The organism is Bacillus cereus group sp. BfR-BA-01380, from assembly GCF_022663535.1.
Taxonomy (GTDB): domain Bacteria; phylum Bacillota; class Bacilli; order Bacillales; family Bacillaceae_G; genus Bacillus_A; species Bacillus_A cereus_BB.
Genome location: NZ_JAKUFS010000005.1, coordinates 166,178 through 183,519, shown reverse-complemented (window position 1 = coordinate 183,519; position 17,342 = coordinate 166,178). Strand labels below are relative to the sequence as shown.

Here is a 17,342-nt window from a genome sequence, read left to right as displayed (position 1 = left end):
TGTAAAAACTTCCTTCTTTTTCTAAGTCAGATGTCAGACATCTTCTACAGCTATCATAACATGTTCGCGCTTTCTTTTTAATAAATTTTTTCACATTTCATATTTTCTACACATTTTATTGTAATCTATTCTGCACAGAAGTGCTAATGAAACTAATATATAAATCCATTTTGATTTTTTCAACATATAAATCACTGTCATGCAGAACAAAATGTAATCTACATTTACTTTTCTCCCTTTGTTTTAATTCTTGTATGTGGCAGGAAAAAGCCCTGACCGCTTTATGCATGACCAGATGCTCTCTACCGCCTAAAAATAAAAAACAGCTCTTTCAAAGAGCTGTTCCTTACTTCACTTCAACCGTTTCTTCTTTGTGGTCATGAAGATCACCTTTTCGTACATGAACCTTCACTTTATATGCGCCTGCTTCTTTAAATGTATGAGTGCTTGTATATTCACCTTTGTTGCCTTCTTTTGCTGGAACAAACTCGTGCTTTTCTGCACCATCTTTCCAAATTTCAAGTTGAACTTCCGCACCAGTTAATGCTTCTTCTTTTTGTTTTACATGTACTTTCATTGTAGATTCTGTATTTGCTTTTACACCATCTGCCATAAGATGGATCATTGTCTCACTTTTATGATCACCATGACCCGCTTCATGACTGTCATGAGCTTTCTTTTCTTCTGTAACTTTTGCATTTCCAACAGCTACTTTTACTTCTGGCATCACATGCATATCACGTGCATTTGTATGTGCAATAATATGATAAACACCTTCAGATGGGAATGTTCTATCAATTGTATAAACGCCGTTTCCTTTATGCTTCGCATTTACCATTTCTTTTTTATCTTCGCCATCTTTCCAAATTTCAAATTTCACATCATCTGCATCTGTTACTTTTTCTTTCCCTTGTGTAACAATTGCTTGGACTTCTACTTTTTCATTCGGCTTTATTGTTTCAGGGTTTGTTTTTACTTCTACTTTTACTTCTTCCATCGTCTTATCTTTTTTCGCTATCTCGTTCGATTTCGTATTACAACCTGCTAAGGCTAGCATGGCGATAAATAATGTAATTAAAAGTTTCTTCATTATAACTTCCTCCTTCGTTCTATATTAGTATAGAGGAAGTATGCTTTCATATTCTAGCCTTCTGCTGAAAACAATGTACGAAATATTTGTGAAGTTTTTGTGAAGTTTTTTCACTTTAATGGCAAAAGGACATGAAAACTCATGCCCTTGGATGGAACTGTTTATATACATCTTTTAATCTAGTTTTTGAAACATGGGTATAAATTTGCGTTGTTGAAATATCAGCATGACCAAGCATTTCTTGTACCGCCCTTAAATCTGCTCCATTCTCTAATAAATGCGTTGCAAAAGAATGACGCAACGTATGCGGTGTAAGTTCTTTTTGAATATTTGCTTCTTTTGCAAGTCTCTTTAAAATTTTCCAAAACCCTTGGCGAGATAAACGATTTCCATGATGATTTAAAAAGAGTGCTTCGGCCGCCTTCTTTCTTAACAGTTCCAGTCTTCCTTTTTCAATATAATGCTGAATCGCTTCGGCCGCTAAGCTGCCAAGTGGGATAATTCTTTCTTTATTTCCCTTTCCAATGCAACGAACAAAACCCATCGTTAAATGTACATCAGCTAAGTTTAATTCAATTAACTCGGAAACACGTAACCCTGTTGCATATAATAACTCTAGCATAGCCTTATCACGAATTCCGAAGGCACTTGTTCCTTTTGGCGTTTGTAATAATGCCTCTACCTCATCAATAGATAATACTTTCGGTAATTTACGCTCAGCTTGAGGCGTTTCAATATGTACAGATGGGTCATGTTCTACAACATGTTCACGTAATAAAAATTGATGAAACGATCGTACAGATGCAATGTGACGCGCCATCGTTTTCGAAGATTTATTATTCTCTTTTAGATGATGCAAAAAGTTCACAATATGTATACGCGTCACATCCTGAAAAGATGTAATTCCCTCTACTTTTTGTAAATACTTCGTATAACTCTTTAAATCGCGTTCATATGATACAACTGTATTTTGAGCTAAGCCTTTTTCAACAACCATATAATGAATAAAATCTTGTAATTGATCTTCCAATCTTCTCTACTCCCCATTTTCATAGAAAAAAATTATTCTGTTTACGAAAGCATCTTTCGCAGGTTCTTCTGTTCCAGATACTTTTTCTACCATTTCTTCTTTCGGTTTTTCATAACGATGATAACTTTCATATTCTTCATTTATCCATAGTATAGCGAAATAAAACAAGATGGTACAACTGGTAAACAATAAAAATACTTTCATACCATCAAAAATAACTTTCATTGCTCGGCGCATTGTAAATTCCTCCAAAATGGTTCATCGCCAAAAGACGGGGGTGACATATAGATAGATGTACACTCCACTCCGAGTGGACGCTTTCCGCGGGAGTCGCCACTCTCCGTTCCGTATATGAAAAATGATTCATTTTCAAAAAATCAACCTCATGTTACGGTGATGAACCCTCAAAATATATGTTATTACAACATATGCCAAGCTTTTCATCATTTATACCTAATGGTAAATAAAAAAACCTCTTCCTAACTAAATAGGAAAAGGTTAATTTTCTTCTGTTAATTTTTCTTGACACTTTTCACAAATACCATGGAACGTTAAACGATGGTCTTTTACTTTAAAGCGCCACTCTTGTTCTACTCTTTTTTCTACTTCACCAAGTAAATCTTCTTGAATTTCTTCTACTGCACCGCACTCCGTACAAATTAAATGATGATGAAAACGTGATGCTCCTTCTTGGCGTAAGTCATAGCGCGAAACACCGTCACCGAAATTAATCTTGTCGACAATCTTTAACTCGGATAATAACTCCAAAGTTCGATAGACGGTTGCAAGTCCGATCTCTGGCGACTTTTCTTTTACAAGGAGGTAAACATCTTCCGCGCTTAAATGATCTTCTTCATTTTCTAGCAGCACGCGAACCGTAGCTTCACGTTGTGGTGTTAATTTATAACTCGCTGCATGTAACTGCTTCTTAATTCGATCAATTCTTTCTTCCATTCGGTACTACTCCCTCCCTCGCCACTCTTATTTCATTATATCAGAAGAAGGGCAACTGTCAAAAGAAAAATAATCAAAATTACTTGATAATAATTCTCAAAGTATAATTACTTTTTATTAATAGTATCCATGACTTGTTTCATAAAAGTTGGCGATATATATGCTTCAATTCCTGAAGAAATCGCTAACACAGCACCAATAATAAGAAAAAAACAAGTGTAGCGCATAAAAAGTGGTAGCAAAGGCTCATTTACTTTGCGAATAAATTGATGACGAATCATACGCAATGAAAAGCTAGCTGCAATCGTCGTCATAATAAGAAACGTTGGTATGATAATTAAATTTTGTGGAAGTACAGACACAAATGCTAATAATAAGCCATTCCATCCAAGTTGACTTACTAAAAAACCTACTGTAAATCCAACAACAACTCCTTTTAAAAATAATAAAATAAAAATAAGTGGTAAACCAATGATGGAAATACCTAAAATCCAAATAAAGCCAATGTATTTCAGTTGCGATAAGTAACTTTCTCGAAACATTTCACCTGAATTTGCAAATTGTCCTTTGGAAACTTGTCCAAAAAAACGACTCAAATAAAAATACAAGTCTTGCTTTTGACTTACTTGTAAACTATTCACAAGAATTGCTCCAAATATAACTCCCATTAATAAAAGAACAGCTACAAATACGTATAATGAAGCGTGTTCTTGTACATGATATGTTACACGATCTTGCCAAGATGATTTCCTTATCATATTCATTCCCTCCGTTCTTTCCCTTACTATATAAAGTGAAACTTTAATCAGTGGGGTTTTTTTTTCATCCCCCACTGATTATTAGTTGAACCAATCGGGCTTTTACGGGCAGTTTATCTCCCACCTAACTTCTTTGCCTTCGCTGAATTTTGAGGTGGGATTATTACTGCCCACAAATAGCGGGATAAATTCATTTTGATTTCACTTCTCATGTGGCAGAGTAAGGCCCTGACCGCTTCTACGCATGGCTAGATGCTCTCGCCCACCTAAAAAGAATGGTTTTATGTCGGTTTTTCACTTTGTATCTATATAGAATGTATGAGAGAAAGAAAAAAGTATGACGAATTAACATTGAAATTCCACGTCACTTTGCTAAACTTAAAAGAAGAGAATAGGAGGGATTTCGTTTGAAACAACTATTATTAGATTTTCCAACATTATTTCAGACTGAGCGCTTACAGGTGCGGAAACCGTTCCCAGGTGATGGAGCGGAAGTTTACGAAGCTATTCAAGCTTCTTTAGAAGACTTGCAGCCATGGATGACTATTACACACGAAACTGAAGAAACCGCAGAATCAGCAGTTAGAGCGGCACATGGAAAGTTTTTACTTCGTGAAACATTACCGTTTCATCTATACGATAAAACATCGGGTACTTTCATCGGCGCACTCACTCTCCACCCAGAAAACTGGGATATTCCAAAGTTTTCTATCAGCTTTTGGCTTCAAAGCTCTTATACAAAACAAGGATATATGACAGAAGCATTAAAAGGAGCTGTTCAATTCGCTTTCGATAAACTTGGAGCAAAACGTCTTGAAATTCGCTGTGATGCGAATAATACAAATGCACGATTAGTAGCAGAACGCCTAGAGTTTATTCTAGAAGGTACGCTCGAAAATGACTTCCTTGCTCCTGATGGTAGTTTACGTGATACATGTGTATATGCAAAAATACAATAAAGTGAAACTTCCATCAGTGGGGGCTTCATCCCCGCTGATGGAAAGCCCGCCCAATCGGGCTTTTACGGACAGTTATCCCTCACCTATCTTCTTTGCTTGTCTCTAAATTTTGAGGTGAGGGTCTTACTGCCCACGAATAGCGGGATAAAAAAATGCTACAGCTAGTCATCTTCAAATTTCACAAAAATAAACACTCGCATAAAGCGAGTGTTTATTTTTTCAATTGTAAATATTGAATTGCAAACATTGTCTTTGCATCATGAATGCGTTGCTCTTTGATTAGTTGCAGCGCTTCTTCTAATGACACTTCCATTAACTCAACGAACTCATCCTCATCAAGGGCCGCTTTGTTTTCCTTCTTCTTCAAGCCAGTCGCTACATATACGTACACAATTTCATCTGCAAACCCCGGTGAAGTGTAGAATGACGTAATGAGCTCCATTTTCTCACATATGTACCCTGTTTCCTCTTCTAATTCACGAATTGCTGTTACTTCAGGTTTTTCCCCCTGCTCCAACTTTCCAGCAGGAATTTCAACAAGCGTTTTTTCCATCGCTTTACGATACTGTTCAACTAACACAATTTTCTCGTCATCTGTAATGGCAATAATCGCTACCGCACCAGGATGCTTCACAATTTCACGTTTACTCGTCTCACCATTTGGCAATACTACTTCATCAACACGAACTTTAATGACTCTTCCATCAAAAATAGGCTCCGTCGCAATCGTTCTTTCTTCAAGATTACTCATAAGAATTCATCTCCCTGTTCTATTTCCTAGCCTTTCTTCATACATTCTATCACATTGAAAGGAGCGAGATAAAAATGAAAATGTATATTTTACCAAATCGAGTAACGCTAGTCGGAAAAGCTTGGGAAATTCGTCATCTGCTAAAACAATATGAACAACGTTATCAAACTGTCCATGACTGGATTACAAATGAATACTCCCCCACTTAGCAAAGCTTGAAGTGGGGGTTTCTAACGTTTCGACCTAACGGACGATTAACGTCAGTGGAGTTAACACACTAGCGAGCTGTTCCTCGCCTAACCCCTCTATCCCGTTTGTCCATGCATTCGGGACTACTTTTCGTAAAATATTAGCCGCAGCGTTTACATCTGCGTTGATTCCGATTCCTTTTGCAGAACGATACATACCACGCTTCATTCGTTTTCCTGAAAAAGTTGCATTTTGGTCATTTGTTCCATACGTTGGAATAAAGTCACTATCTAGAAAACTTGCTTTTGATGTGTAAGATTCCTCGATTACAACAACTTGAATGCCTACCGCATTTGCTTTGTATGTAATCATTTGAATCAATAAACTATGCGGGATATGGCAAAATGTTTGGTTATTTTTCTTTCCCATATCAGTTTCTTGTTTCCAACTTTTATTTTGACCAATAACGATTTTGCAAACTTCCTCTTCTTGAGCTAGTTTTCCAATATGATGACTCGCTTTATGGAAGATGTCTTTTATTTTCAGGTAACGCTTTTGATGAAGTTTTTCTATTCTTTTAGAAGTAAAAGATCCTTCATTTGTTTGTTTACCTTGCCTTAGAACACTTGTAAAATGGCTCTTCATTTTATTGTAATATTGATTTATGCTTTTGATATGTTTGCCCTTAACAAGTACAGGCTTTATACCTGTGTTTGTTACGATGGTTGCAAGGTTATCAATCCCTAAATCAATACTCATATAACGACCATTCTCTTCAACGGATTGTTGTTCTGAAGGAACATCTATCACTAACTCCACCACATATCCATTGTATTTTGGGATAACACGAACTTGCTTCAGTTTACCTTCAGTAAACCCCAATTTCCCAATATTTAATTGCAATTTTGTCTTTGGAAACTTTAAAAACTTATCATTTTTAATGACACAATCTTGATTTGTATACAAGATTTCCTTTTCAGAAGAACGAATATACTTTGGAATTCCAGGTTTTCCAGTATATTTGTTGGGATTCTTTTTATAATTTTTTAAACTAGCAAAAAAAGACTTCCAATTTTGGAATACATTTTTCATGATTGATTGACTAGATTGCGTAGGCAAAGCACGATAATCTTTCTGAACCATCGCTTTAAATAATGCATCCAGAAAATGATAATCTACATAAGGTTTTTCTATAGTTGGTTCTGAAAACGAATTACATTTCACTTCTTTTTGTTTTTCTTTTGGTTTTGTTTTCTCTTTTTCCAATTTCTTTTGATAGGCAAGAAGTTGTGCATCATTCATCTTCCCAATGTTTTTATCAATTGTATCTAAAACTTCTTTTTGTAAAGGTTGTAATTCCTTATCTTGTATCAAACCTGTATACACTTGTCGTATATAAAAATTTGTCGTGTTGTACATATTTTTAGCGTTTTGACAAGATTCTTGAAAATAAGAATACATACGATGTCCTTTTTTAATCCAGATCTGAAGAGTTTTATAATTTATTTGATTTTCCGTTGTCATTTTTTCACCTCCTCGTTAAGGATATTATACCAAAACAAGAACATACGTTTCTATCATTTTGCTTAAAAATAAAATATTTTTCCGATTCACCTCACCACCTTCACATATGTTTAGAGATGGGAGTCCTCTCGAAAGATATGATAGACAAATGTAAAGTGTTTGTGAAACTTCTTACGCTTTCGTACAATAAAAGTAAGGAGGAGAATGATGAAGACACGTCAATTAGGAAATTCAGATTTATATGTAAGTGAAATGGGACTTGGATGCATGTCACTTGGAACAAATGAAACAGAAGCCATTCAAATCATTCATGAAGCGTTAGATTTAGGTATTAATTTTTTGGATACAGCCGATTTATACAATTATGGATTAAATGAAGAGTTTGTCGGAAAAGCACTGCAAGGAAAAAGGGAGCAAGTTGTCCTTGCTACAAAAGTTGGGAACCGCTGGACAGAAGAAAAAAACGGTTGGTCCTGGGACCCTTCTAAGGCATATATAAAAGAAGAAGTAAAAGAAAGCCTGCGCCGATTAAAAACGGATTATATCGATTTGTATCAGCTGCACGGCGGAACAATTGAAGATCATATAGACGAAGTTATTGAAACATTTGAAGAACTAAAACAAGAAGGATTGATTCGTCATTACGGTATTTCTTCCATCCGCCCTAATGTCATTCGCCAATATGCAGAGCGCTCTAATATTGTAAGTGTTTTAATGGAGTATAACCTGTTCAATCGCCGTCCTGAAGAATGGTTTCCGCTCTTGCAGGAACACCATATTAGTGTAATTGCCCGCGGCCCGCTTGCAAAAGGCTTATTAACGAATAACAATGAACAGAAATTAGCTAAAGTGAAAGAAAAAGGCTATCTCTCTTACAACTGTGATGAAGTAAAACGCATCGTATCGCGCGTAAAAGAAATAACAAATGAGCGCTCTCTAACAGAGACCGCGCTTCAATATTGCCTGCATACTTCGGCAATTGCAGCTCTCATTCCAGGTGCTAGCTCAATTGACCAATTACGCGAAAACGTAAAAGCCGGCACTACAAATTCATTAACAGACGAACAATACGAACGTATTCAAGCACTTTTAAAATTGGATACATATGAATTTCATCGTTAAAAAAGCTACCGAAAACCGGTAGCTTTTTTACATCGTATCATATTTCTCTGGATTTGTTCCTGAACGCTTATTGCAATCTAGTTGATCAATTTGGTGTACTTCTTCTTCCGTTAATGAAAAATCGAAAATATGAAAATTCTCTGCAATGCGTGATGGTGTAACAGATTTCGGAATTGTTACAATGCCGCTTTGAATATCCCAGCGCAAAATAACTTGAGCAGGTGTTTTTCCATATTTCTTAGCAATTTCTTGAATAACAGGATGTTCAAACACCTCTCCTCCGCGCATAAGCGGACTCCATGCTTCCATTTGAATTTGTTCTTGCTGACAAAAATTGCGAAGTTCAAATTGCGCTAACATTGGATGAAGCTCCACTTGATTCACCATCGGTTTCACGTGACAGTTTGCTAATAAATGCTTTAAATGATGAATATGAAAGTTTGACACACCAATCGCACGCACTTTACCTTCTTCATACAATTTTTCTAGAGCACGATATGTATCTACATACTTCCCACGTATTGGCCAATGAATTAAATATAAATCAACATAATCCATCTGTAATTTTTTTAAACTTGTATCGAAAGCTTTCAGCGTCGTTTCATATCCTTGTTCATCGTTCCATATTTTCGTTGTAATAAACAACTCTTCGCGCGCAATTCCAAATTCACGAATCGCTTCTCCGACACCGCTTTCATTTTCATAAATAGCAGCTGTATCAATAGAACGGTAGCCGATCTCAAGTGCAGTCTGCACTGCTCGTTTTACTTCCTCTCCTTCTTTCGCCTTATATACGCCTAAACCGAGCATTGGCATTTTCACACCGTTATGAAGTGTTGTTGTTGGAATATGCATAAAAAAACTCCTCCTTTCCTCCATTTCAACAAGAAAGAAATAAAAAGTCAAAAGAAAAGCGATTTGTTCACATAATCTTGTTATATCAGGAAACTAAAAGGAAGTATTACTATACATTTAGTTTTTTGCTCTTCTCAACTTCAAGTTGCTTATTACGAAACATAAAAGCAACTAAACTACAGAGCAATATAATTGGTATACTCGCTTTATATAAGTCTGTAAAACTTGCTGCCATCTCTTTTTCGGCATAATGACTAATATCATCTGAGAATGTACCAACTTCTCTCCTTACGTCTTCTATTTTTTCCTCAACCGCTTTCGTTACTTGATTCGTAATTTCTCCCCGCTTCATTTCTCTGTATTCTACGGGAACTTCATTTAAAGTATTGTTTACTTTCTCTTGAATCATATTTTCCTTTTGTTTCTGACTTAAACCAATATTATCAGTTCCTTGTTTCTTTTCTATATTTGATTCTAAGTTTTTATTTTGTATTTTTTCCTTTGTTACTGTTAATATTTGATTTTGTTCTGCTTTACCAACATGAAGATCATGAACTTTATTTTCTGCATAGCTATACACATTTTCTTTATTTATAGATAAATTATGAGTCAAACCTGATACAAAAATAGCCACAGCTAATACAATTCCTATTTGTCTTAGCATGGACACGACACTTTGGGAGGCAGTCAATAGTTCCCCCTCAAATGAGGAAGCAGTTAATATAGTGATTGGCCCGATGACTAAACCGTAACCAACACCTAAAATCATACACGGAGTGATAATTTCTTGACTAGTTGAATCAACGCCTATCATCTGTAAACAATAATAAGCAAGACTCATAACTATGAATCCTATTAATATAACCAGAACCTTGCCAAGTTTCTTCATAACTAGCGAAGCAAACGGAGAAACTAAAAATATCATGGCAGAAATGGGTGTCACTAAAAGAGCTGCTTCGATTTCTGTTCGGTGTTGTATTTTTGTAAGAAATGTCGGAAGTAAAACAGTTACACCAATTAGAAATAAATTACTTAGTATAACTACGATAGAAGCTCCAACAAAGGTTCGATCTTTAAATAGCTGTAAATTTACCATCGGTGATGCAACTTTTCTTTCAACTAAAATAAATAAAATGAAAGAAGCAGCACTAACGATATAGCAAATCCATGAAAAGTTACTCAGCCATCCCCAAGTATTCCCTTTAACTAGAACAAGTGTAGAAAAGAAAATAGCCACACTGGAAAGCACTAATCCAGTCCAGTCAATTTTAGCTGCTATCCGTTCTTCATTTTTTATTTTTAACATAATGAAACATAAAACAATACCAATAATACAAGTTGGAATATTCACAAAGAATACCCATCTCCACCCTAATTTTTGTGTAATAACACCCCCTAGTACAGGACCTATAGCTGCTGATAATCCTTGTGTCACTCCTAAAAGACCGAGCGCAATATGCCTTTTTGCCATTGGAACTGCTGATACTCCAATTACCATACTTATTGGAAACAAAATAGCAGCCCCTATACTTTGAATAAACCGAGAAAAAACAAGAAAATCCCCCGTATTCGCAAACGCACATAATGCTGAACCAACTCCGAAAATTATTAAACCCATAATATATAATTTTGCCTTTCCAAATATATCAGCAATTCGCCCTAGTGGTATCGCTAATACTGCAATAGACATCGTATATACATTCAATATCCAAGACATTTTCTCCAATGATGTATTCAAATCTACCTGTATTGCTGGCAAAGCAATATTCATAATCGTTGTATCAATCATACATAGAAAAATACCTAAACACATTAAGAAAACAATTTTGATTCCCTTTGATTGTTCCATAACACTCCCCCCTTTCTCACATGTAACTTTACTTTTCATCTTCTTTTTCTGGCATTGTAAGCTGAGCTAATTTATTTTTTAATGTTTCAACTTGTGCAGTATAAGATGCAATCCCAAGATCTAATGAAATCTCTTCTGCAAATGTAATTCCCTCTTTCCATTTTTCATATTTCAAACGGAGATCTGTAATATATGCTTCTTTTCTTTCAATTTCTTCTTCAATCCACTTTTTCATCGTATTCGTATCGCTATAGTCCCCAAAATACATACGCATTAAAAAGTCAGAACGCAGAACATCCTTCTCTACATCTGTCTTCATATATTCATAAAATTCTTCTCTTCCTTCATCTGTTATGAAATACATTTTTTTATTTGGCTTATCTTCTTGCATCACAACCTCTTTTTTTATTTTCCCTTCTTTTTCTAACTGTCTTAAAGTCGGATAAATCATCCCAAAACTGCCATCAAAAAAATGAGTGAATACTTCTTCAAAAACAATTTTTATATCATAGCCAGATAATTCTTTTTCCATGAGTAACCCTAAAACAACATCTCTTCCTTTCAAAATAAGCACCTCACACAATTAGTATAATCAACAATCATATTAACATTGTTAATATGATTGTTGATTATACACTTTATTCCTTCATTTGTAAAATGTACCCATTAAAATGGGTTTTATTAAGAAGGGAGGTCTATCCTCACCTAATTAACGTTTTGAGACGGACATATTACTTCGTTTATCACCATATAAAGACACTGATTTCTCTTAAAGAGGAACGCTTATGGGACTTTATTTATTTCTCTCCAAATAGGGAGAGATACTATTCAAATTCAAAGCCCATTGCTAAAAATAAATGGTCCTAACATATTAGTCATGTTTAATATGTTAGGACCATGATATTTTAAATGTTTTTTGATTTATATCTTGATAAATTCAAAACGGTATGACTTTTTAAACATTTCAACTCTGTTCCAAACCAACACCAACGCATCTGACCTTGTATAGAAGCGATCCGTGCCTTTCCCAACTTTTTTCAAGAGGTAATTCCTTGCTTTCTGCATCCTTTTATCTTACAGTGTAAGCGTAAAATAAAATACACAAAGTAGAGGGAAAAAGATGAAAGCTCTTGTATTTAACACATTTGGAGAACCAGAAGTATTACAATATAAAGAAATCCCTAATCCTGTTATCGGACCTAATGAAATTCTTGTAAAAATGAAAGCAATTGGTTTAAATTTTGCCGATGTTTATAGAAGAAAAGGAAATTACCATCTTGCCGGTAAACCACCATACATTTTAGGTTACGAAGGCGCTGGAATTGTAGAAATGGTAGGAAATAATGTTACAACAATCAAGCAAGGCGATTCTATTGCATTTGCAGATGTTCCTTATGCAAATGCAGAACTTGTAGCAGTTCCAATCGAGAAAGCAATTCCACTTCCTAATCATATTTCACATGAAACAGCTGCTTCTATTTTACTACAAGGTTTAACAGCTCATTATTTAACTCGAGATAGCTATGTGGTAAAAGAAGGAGATATTGTACTCGTACACGCTGCTGCCGGTGGTGTTGGGCAACTTCTTGTACAAATTATAAAGTTACTCGGCGGTAAAGTGATTGCACTTACTTCTTCTATTCAAAAAGCAAAAGCTGCTAAAGCTGTTGGCGCAGACTGGACCTTTTTGTATGAGGATGATTGGAAACAGAAAGTCATGCATGCGACGAACGGAAAAGGTGTCGATGTCGTATATGAATCTGTTGGTTCTACATTGATGGATAGTTTTGAAGCAACACGCATTGGAGGAACCGTTGTTTTCTACGGAATGTCAGGAGGCGATCCAGCACCTGTAGACCCGCGCATGCTTATGGACACCTCTAAAACGCTAACCGGCGGGGATTTATGGAACGTACTCACTTCTCATAAAGAACGCGTTCTTCGTTCTGAAGAGCTATTTACATGGATTCAACAAGAAAAGATCAAGTTATCTAAGCCAACTACATTTTCATTAAGTGAAGGGGCAAAGGCACACCATTATTTAGAAAGTAGAAAAAGCACCGGGAAAATTTTATTGCTTCCATAAAACAATGATAAAGTGAACCTTTAATCAGTTGGGGTTTTCTTCATCCCCCACTGATTATCAGCCCTCACCAATCGGGCGCATGCCAGCAGTTTATCTCCCACCTAACTTCTTAAGAAAAGCGGAAGCGGCTCGTTCAGAATCGCAGGACGCCCACGCACAAGGCGGAGAGGCGCTTTTTGCCTCGTCCGAGGGGGCGAAACGGCCGGAGATTCTAGCTGCTAGAGCTGGACAACAAAGAAATGTGGAAGTGGCTCGTCCAGAATGTGAGGGGGATGGAGCTTCTGACGTAGAGGTGTTTTTTACCTCGCAGGAAGAAGCGAAGCCACCGAACATTCTAGCCACTGGAACTGGACAATGCTTTCGCCGAATTTTGAGGTGGGAGTATTACTGCCCAAAAATAGCTAGATAAAAATAACGTGCCACATATATAGCACGTTATTTTTTCTTCATCCACGCCATCGCTCTTTGTTCCCTCTCACGAACAAATGCATCTTTCTCTTCAATATACCGCTCGATATCATATGTAAATTGTTTCGCAAGCTCTTGCTTTAACGTTGCATACGCTTCCGCTTCTTCACAATGTTCCATCATATAATCACGAAAAGAGAGATGACGTATAATTTCTTGATCACCTGTTTCATATACATGTAAATGATAGCTTCGCTTTTCTTCTGTACCATGTATGTAGAAACGTCGTCCCGAAATACCATTTTCACCTTTTGGTGTATAACCGAGTTTTCGGAAGATATCATTCCAACTATCCACTTTGTCAATATTCGTAACTTCCATAATCATATCAATAATGGGCTTTGCCGCTAACCCTGGCACAGATGTACTACCAATATGATGAACTTTCACATGTTCTGGCATTGCTTCCTTTACACGTTTCGCTTCTTTCTGAAATTTTTCTGCCCAATGATTTTCATAGGGCACTACTTCCACTTTTCTCATGCCCATCCCCCTTATATTCATTTCTTACTTAAAGTCTGTCCATGACAAACTACTTTCACTTAATAATTCTTCAAATGATTTATTTTTTTCACGTTCACGCTGCTCTTTACGCTTTCTCTCTAACTCAATTTCTTTTTTCTGCTCGTCTTGCTCTTTTAATGCTTTCTGTTTACTTTTTAGCTGCTTCATTAGAGCCTCGTTCAATTGATCTCCAATTGTTATTGTTTCCTTTTCCATCTTCATTGCTGTTTGGTTCTGCGTACGTTTTTGTTTTTTCTTTGCCATAATTAAATCACCTTTTACTTTTTTCTTTATTATAGTAGAAAGTGTAAATTAACAGCAACCAAAAGAGCAGTATCGCTATTAAATGGTACTAATCCTACCTCTCTATATACAAGTAAAAAAACATCCTTCTTTTAATTGTAGATCATTTTTCATTCTACATAACCGCAATTTATATAAATCCACTTTGATTTTTTAACAGACAAATCGTAACTATGCAGAATACTACACGTTCGCTACTGGCCTACTCCTTTTGTTGCAAGGGTGGAAAAGACCCTGACTGCTTCTATGCGCGGCCAGCCGCTCTCGTCTCCCTCTAAAAAAGGGTTTTTATCCCGCATTAACGGGCAGTAATACTCCCACCTCAAAATTTGGTGAAAACAAAGAAGTTAGGTGGGAGATAAACTGCCCGTAAAAGCCCGATTGGTTCAACTAATAATCAGTGGGGGATGAAGAAAACCCCCACTGATTAAAGTTTCACTTTATGTCGATTTTAAAATTCGTATTTATATATATTGAACATCAAAATAGGTTTATAGAGTTAACCGCTTACAATTAATTGTTTATTTTCTATATAAAAACAAAAAAATTTTTTGTGAATTCTCTTAAAACATCATTTTTTTTATAGATTGTTTTCTCATAATCTATTAAAATTATGTCGTATAATGTCAGATTTATATAATAGGGGAGGAACAAAAAACATGTGGAAAAAAATTATACCTGCAGTTGCTGTTTTAAGCACAATTACATTCTCAAGCGTTTTTGCAGCACCACCAACTTCTACACCAGCACAAGAAAATCGTTACATTGATGTTCAAATGCTGGGCATTAATGACTTCCACGGTCAATTAAACACAGTAACAAAAATAAACAATAAGGATGCGGGTGGTGTCGATTACTTAGCTGCATATTTGCATGATCGCGAAAAACAAAACCCAAATACACTACTTGTTCATGCCGGAGATGTAGTTGGAGGAAGTCCACCAATTTCTGCTTTATTACAAGATGAGCCGACAATTGAGATCCTCAATGACCTTGGTTTTGATGTTGGCACACTTGGAAACCACGAATTTGATGAAGGTATAGATGAAATGCGTCGCCTTATTTACGGTGGGTATCACGAGAAAACAGGAAACTTTAAAGGCGCTCAGTTCCCTTACGTTGCTGCCAACGTCTATAATAAGACAACAGGACGCTTATTCTTACCACCATTTACCGTAAAAATGGTACAAGGTGTTCCAGTCGGTTTTATTGGTGTTGTCACAACAGAAACACCAAACGTCGTTATGCCGAAAATGGTTGAAAATGTACAGTTCACAGATGAAGTAGAAGCAATTAACAAATCTACACAACAGTTAAAACGATTAGGCGTAAAATCAATTGTTGTACTAGCACACAATCCTGGTACAACGGATGATAAAGGAATTACAGATGGAGATCTCGTTCGCTTAGCTCAAAATACTGATCCAGAAGTCGATGTCATTTTCGGTGGGCATAACCATGCATACGTAAATGGCACTGTAAATGGAAAACTTCTTGTACAAGCTTATTCGTACGGTGCTGCTTTCGCAGATGTTGATTTGAAAATTGACAAGAAAACAAAAGATATTGTAGAGAAAAAGGCTGAAATTGTTCCAACGTTCCGTGACGGCATTCAACCAGATCCACAAATTAAGAAAAAAGTCGAACAGTATAAAGAAAAAGTTGCTCCTCTTGTAAATGAAGTTGTCGGCAAAGCTGCAACTGCTTTAAATAGAACACAATCACCTGCTGGAGAATCAACGCTCGGTAACTTAATTGCTGATGCACAGCGCAGTGCGATGAATGGACAAATTGCCCTTATGAATCCTGGTGGTATTCGCAACGATTTAGATGCAGGAGATATTACATGGGGAGAATTATATGGCATTCAACCTTTTGGCAACCAATTAATGAAGTCAACATTAACTGGAAAAGATATTCGTGACATTTTAAATCAGCAATGGCAAAAAGATAGAACACGTATGCTCCAAATTTCTGGCATTACATATAAATGGGATGATAGTAAAGCAGTTGGTGAAAAAGTCGTTGATGTACGCCTATCAAACGGAGAACCCCTCGTTGATTCACAAACATACACTGTCGTGGCAAATGCCTTTTTAGCTTCTGGTGGGGATGGTTTCGTTTCATTTAAAAATGGGAAAAATGCAGAGGCAGGACCAAATGATTTAGATGTACTAGTGAATTATGTGAAACAAGCAAAATCACCAATTGAAGCAAAAATTGATGGTCGTATTCAAAAAATAAATTAATCATTATAAAATACAAATTTTGAGTCTTTTACAAAATTACCTGTAATTAGTGGAATAAAAGCGGGAAATCCCGCTTTTATTCTGTTTCACGATATCTTTTTAAATATTCTTCCAGCGCAATTTCAACAACTCTAGACTTGTGCACACCATTTCTAACAGAAAAACAATCTAACTGTTCTAATATTTGTTTCGAAAGAGAAAACGTACGTTTTTTTTTCTCCCCTTGTTGGACAGAAGTAATGCATATTCCATACTCCTGTTTTTGCAATAACTTATAAATATTTTGCAATTGCTCATAAATGAGACGTTGATAATCTATTTTCTCCTGTTGTATGCTCACAGCTTCTTTTAATTGTAAATGACGAGGCTCTTCTCCTTCTCCAACAAACATCCTTTTTTTCTGTTCACTATCATATTCATATCCGAGCAATCGTAATTTTTTTGATAGTGTATACGGACTTATTTCTAGTCGTTTCGCAACAATGGCTATCGGTTCATGATTATTTAAACGATCAATAATTTCACCAATTTCCACCTCTTCCCTCCTCTCCCTTAAACATAACGTGAAACTTCTATCTTTAAGCATCTTACTGCTTATTCATACGAGATAAAGTTATTATGTTATGATACAATGATTTCTTATTAGTATAT

At 36.0% G+C, this 17,342-nt stretch carries 18 protein-coding genes; 5 read left to right on the top strand and 13 right to left on the bottom strand.

The window, feature by feature from the left end; translation table 11 throughout:
• Nucleotides 1-346: 346 nt before the first annotated feature.
• The 5 genes from MR076_RS07055 to spoIIM form a co-directional block, all read right to left on the bottom strand.
• On the bottom strand, nt 347-1,090 hold the full coding sequence (locus MR076_RS07055) for a FixH family protein (RefSeq protein ID WP_242219075.1): 744 nt from the start codon (nt 1,088-1,090) through the stop codon (nt 347-349).
• 139 nt (nt 1,091-1,229) lie between these two features.
• Nucleotides 1,230-2,120, bottom strand: coding sequence for a site-specific tyrosine recombinase XerD (gene xerD, locus MR076_RS07050; RefSeq protein WP_242219073.1), 891 nt, complete (start codon nt 2,118-2,120; stop codon nt 1,230-1,232).
• 6 nt (nt 2,121-2,126) lie between these two features.
• Nucleotides 2,127-2,357 (bottom strand): YqzK family protein, encoded by a 231-nt coding sequence (locus tag MR076_RS07045; protein ID WP_242219071.1) that lies wholly within the window; start codon nt 2,355-2,357, stop codon nt 2,127-2,129.
• A 261-nt stretch (nt 2,358-2,618) separates the two neighbouring features.
• Nucleotides 2,619-3,074 carry a ferric iron uptake transcriptional regulator gene (gene fur / locus MR076_RS07040; protein WP_020059430.1) on the bottom strand — a complete coding sequence of 152 codons (456 nt, stop codon included), beginning with the start codon at nt 3,072-3,074 and terminating at the stop codon, nt 2,619-2,621.
• 107 nt (nt 3,075-3,181) lie between these two features.
• Nucleotides 3,182-3,832 carry a stage II sporulation protein M gene (spoIIM, locus tag MR076_RS07035; protein WP_242219069.1) on the bottom strand — a complete coding sequence of 217 codons (651 nt, stop codon included), beginning with the start codon at nt 3,830-3,832 and terminating at the stop codon, nt 3,182-3,184.
• Nucleotides 3,833-4,239: 407 nt separating this feature from the next.
• Here spoIIM and MR076_RS07030 point away from each other — a divergent pair, with 407 nt between their 5' ends.
• Nucleotides 4,240-4,791 carry a GNAT family N-acetyltransferase gene (locus MR076_RS07030; RefSeq protein WP_242219068.1) on the top strand — a complete coding sequence of 184 codons (552 nt, stop codon included), beginning with the start codon at nt 4,240-4,242 and terminating at the stop codon, nt 4,789-4,791.
• A gap of 211 nt (nt 4,792-5,002) precedes the next feature.
• Here the strand turns inward: MR076_RS07030 and MR076_RS07025 are convergent, their stop codons facing one another.
• A complete protein-coding gene (locus MR076_RS07025) occupies nt 5,003-5,542 on the bottom strand; it encodes an NUDIX domain-containing protein (RefSeq protein ID WP_242219066.1) in 540 nt (179 codons plus the stop codon).
• Between the two features lie 74 nt (nt 5,543-5,616).
• Between MR076_RS07025 and mciZ the strand changes: the two genes are divergently transcribed.
• Complete coding sequence (gene mciZ, locus MR076_RS07020) at nt 5,617-5,751, top strand: Z-ring formation inhibitor MciZ (RefSeq protein ID WP_242219064.1); 135 nt, start codon at nt 5,617-5,619, stop codon at nt 5,749-5,751.
• 34 nt (nt 5,752-5,785) lie between these two features.
• Here mciZ and MR076_RS07015 read toward each other — a convergent pair whose 3' ends face one another.
• Nucleotides 5,786-7,255, bottom strand: coding sequence for an RNA-guided endonuclease InsQ/TnpB family protein (locus MR076_RS07015; protein WP_242219063.1), 1,470 nt, complete (start codon nt 7,253-7,255; stop codon nt 5,786-5,788).
• Between the two features lie 207 nt (nt 7,256-7,462).
• Here MR076_RS07015 and MR076_RS07010 point away from each other — a divergent pair, with 207 nt between their 5' ends.
• On the top strand, nt 7,463-8,377 hold the full coding sequence (locus tag MR076_RS07010; protein ID WP_242219061.1) for an aldo/keto reductase: 915 nt from the start codon (nt 7,463-7,465) through the stop codon (nt 8,375-8,377).
• A gap of 27 nt (nt 8,378-8,404) precedes the next feature.
• Here the strand turns inward: MR076_RS07010 and MR076_RS07005 are convergent, their stop codons facing one another.
• The 3 genes from MR076_RS07005 to MR076_RS06995 form a co-directional block, all read right to left on the bottom strand.
• Entirely contained in the window at nt 8,405-9,232 is an 828-nt protein-coding gene (locus tag MR076_RS07005; RefSeq protein ID WP_242219059.1) for an aldo/keto reductase, read from the bottom strand.
• Nucleotides 9,233-9,341: 109 nt separating this feature from the next.
• Entirely contained in the window at nt 9,342-11,081 is a 1,740-nt protein-coding gene (locus MR076_RS07000; protein ID WP_242219057.1) for an MFS transporter, read from the bottom strand.
• A gap of 28 nt (nt 11,082-11,109) precedes the next feature.
• A complete protein-coding gene (locus tag MR076_RS06995) occupies nt 11,110-11,646 on the bottom strand; it encodes a helix-turn-helix transcriptional regulator (protein ID WP_242219055.1) in 537 nt (178 codons plus the stop codon).
• A gap of 555 nt (nt 11,647-12,201) precedes the next feature.
• Between MR076_RS06995 and MR076_RS06990 the strand changes: the two genes are divergently transcribed.
• Nucleotides 12,202-13,167 carry a quinone oxidoreductase family protein gene (locus tag MR076_RS06990; protein ID WP_242219048.1) on the top strand — a complete coding sequence of 322 codons (966 nt, stop codon included), beginning with the start codon at nt 12,202-12,204 and terminating at the stop codon, nt 13,165-13,167.
• 435 nt (nt 13,168-13,602) lie between these two features.
• Here the strand turns inward: MR076_RS06990 and MR076_RS06980 are convergent, their stop codons facing one another.
• Both MR076_RS06980 and MR076_RS06975 read right to left on the bottom strand, forming a co-directional pair.
• Nucleotides 13,603-14,118 carry a GrpB family protein gene (locus tag MR076_RS06980; protein WP_242219046.1) on the bottom strand — a complete coding sequence of 172 codons (516 nt, stop codon included), beginning with the start codon at nt 14,116-14,118 and terminating at the stop codon, nt 13,603-13,605.
• Between the two features lie 24 nt (nt 14,119-14,142).
• Nucleotides 14,143-14,403: a YqkE family protein gene (locus tag MR076_RS06975; RefSeq protein ID WP_242219045.1), complete on the bottom strand. Its 261-nt coding sequence runs from the start codon at nt 14,401-14,403 to the stop codon at nt 14,143-14,145.
• A gap of 698 nt (nt 14,404-15,101) precedes the next feature.
• Between MR076_RS06975 and MR076_RS06970 the strand changes: the two genes are divergently transcribed.
• The gene (locus tag MR076_RS06970) at nt 15,102-16,691 is read left to right on the top strand and encodes a bifunctional metallophosphatase/5'-nucleotidase (protein WP_242219043.1); all 1,590 of its coding nucleotides are present in this window, start codon (nt 15,102-15,104) and stop codon (nt 16,689-16,691) included.
• Between the two features lie 76 nt (nt 16,692-16,767).
• Here the strand turns inward: MR076_RS06970 and MR076_RS06965 are convergent, their stop codons facing one another.
• Nucleotides 16,768-17,277, bottom strand: coding sequence for a ribbon-helix-helix domain-containing protein (locus tag MR076_RS06965; RefSeq protein ID WP_242219041.1), 510 nt, complete (start codon nt 17,275-17,277; stop codon nt 16,768-16,770).
• Nucleotides 17,278-17,342: the final 65 nt, after the last annotated feature.

Excerpts from the sequence above, each read along its gene's own strand:
- MR076_RS06970 (WP_242219043.1), top strand. The coding sequence starts at position 15,102 with ATGTGGAAAAAAATTATACCTGCAGTTGCTGTTTTAAGCACAATTACA.
- mciZ (WP_242219064.1), top strand. The coding sequence starts at position 5,617 with ATGAAAATGTATATTTTACCAAATCGAGTAACGCTAGTCGGAAAAGCT.
- MR076_RS07010 (WP_242219061.1), top strand. The coding sequence starts at position 7,463 with ATGAAGACACGTCAATTAGGAAATTCAGATTTATATGTAAGTGAAATG.
- MR076_RS07000 (WP_242219057.1), bottom strand. The coding sequence starts at position 11,081 with ATGGAACAATCAAAGGGAATCAAAATTGTTTTCTTAATGTGTTTAGGT.
- MR076_RS07025 (WP_242219066.1), bottom strand. The coding sequence starts at position 5,542 with ATGAGTAATCTTGAAGAAAGAACGATTGCGACGGAGCCTATTTTTGAT.
- MR076_RS06975 (WP_242219045.1), bottom strand. The coding sequence starts at position 14,403 with ATGGCAAAGAAAAAACAAAAACGTACGCAGAACCAAACAGCAATGAAG.
- MR076_RS07055 (WP_242219075.1), bottom strand. The coding sequence starts at position 1,090 with ATGAAGAAACTTTTAATTACATTATTTATCGCCATGCTAGCCTTAGCA.
- MR076_RS06980 (WP_242219046.1), bottom strand. The coding sequence starts at position 14,118 with ATGAGAAAAGTGGAAGTAGTGCCCTATGAAAATCATTGGGCAGAAAAA.
- MR076_RS06965 (WP_242219041.1), bottom strand. The coding sequence starts at position 17,277 with ATGCTTAAAGATAGAAGTTTCACGTTATGTTTAAGGGAGAGGAGGGAA.
- MR076_RS07005 (WP_242219059.1), bottom strand. The coding sequence starts at position 9,232 with ATGCATATTCCAACAACAACACTTCATAACGGTGTGAAAATGCCAATG.
- MR076_RS07015 (WP_242219063.1), bottom strand. The coding sequence starts at position 7,255 with ATGACAACGGAAAATCAAATAAATTATAAAACTCTTCAGATCTGGATT.
- MR076_RS07045 (WP_242219071.1), bottom strand. The coding sequence starts at position 2,357 with ATGCGCCGAGCAATGAAAGTTATTTTTGATGGTATGAAAGTATTTTTA.
- MR076_RS06990 (WP_242219048.1), top strand. The coding sequence starts at position 12,202 with ATGAAAGCTCTTGTATTTAACACATTTGGAGAACCAGAAGTATTACAA.
- fur (WP_020059430.1), bottom strand. The coding sequence starts at position 3,074 with ATGGAAGAAAGAATTGATCGAATTAAGAAGCAGTTACATGCAGCGAGT.
- spoIIM (WP_242219069.1), bottom strand. The coding sequence starts at position 3,832 with ATGATAAGGAAATCATCTTGGCAAGATCGTGTAACATATCATGTACAA.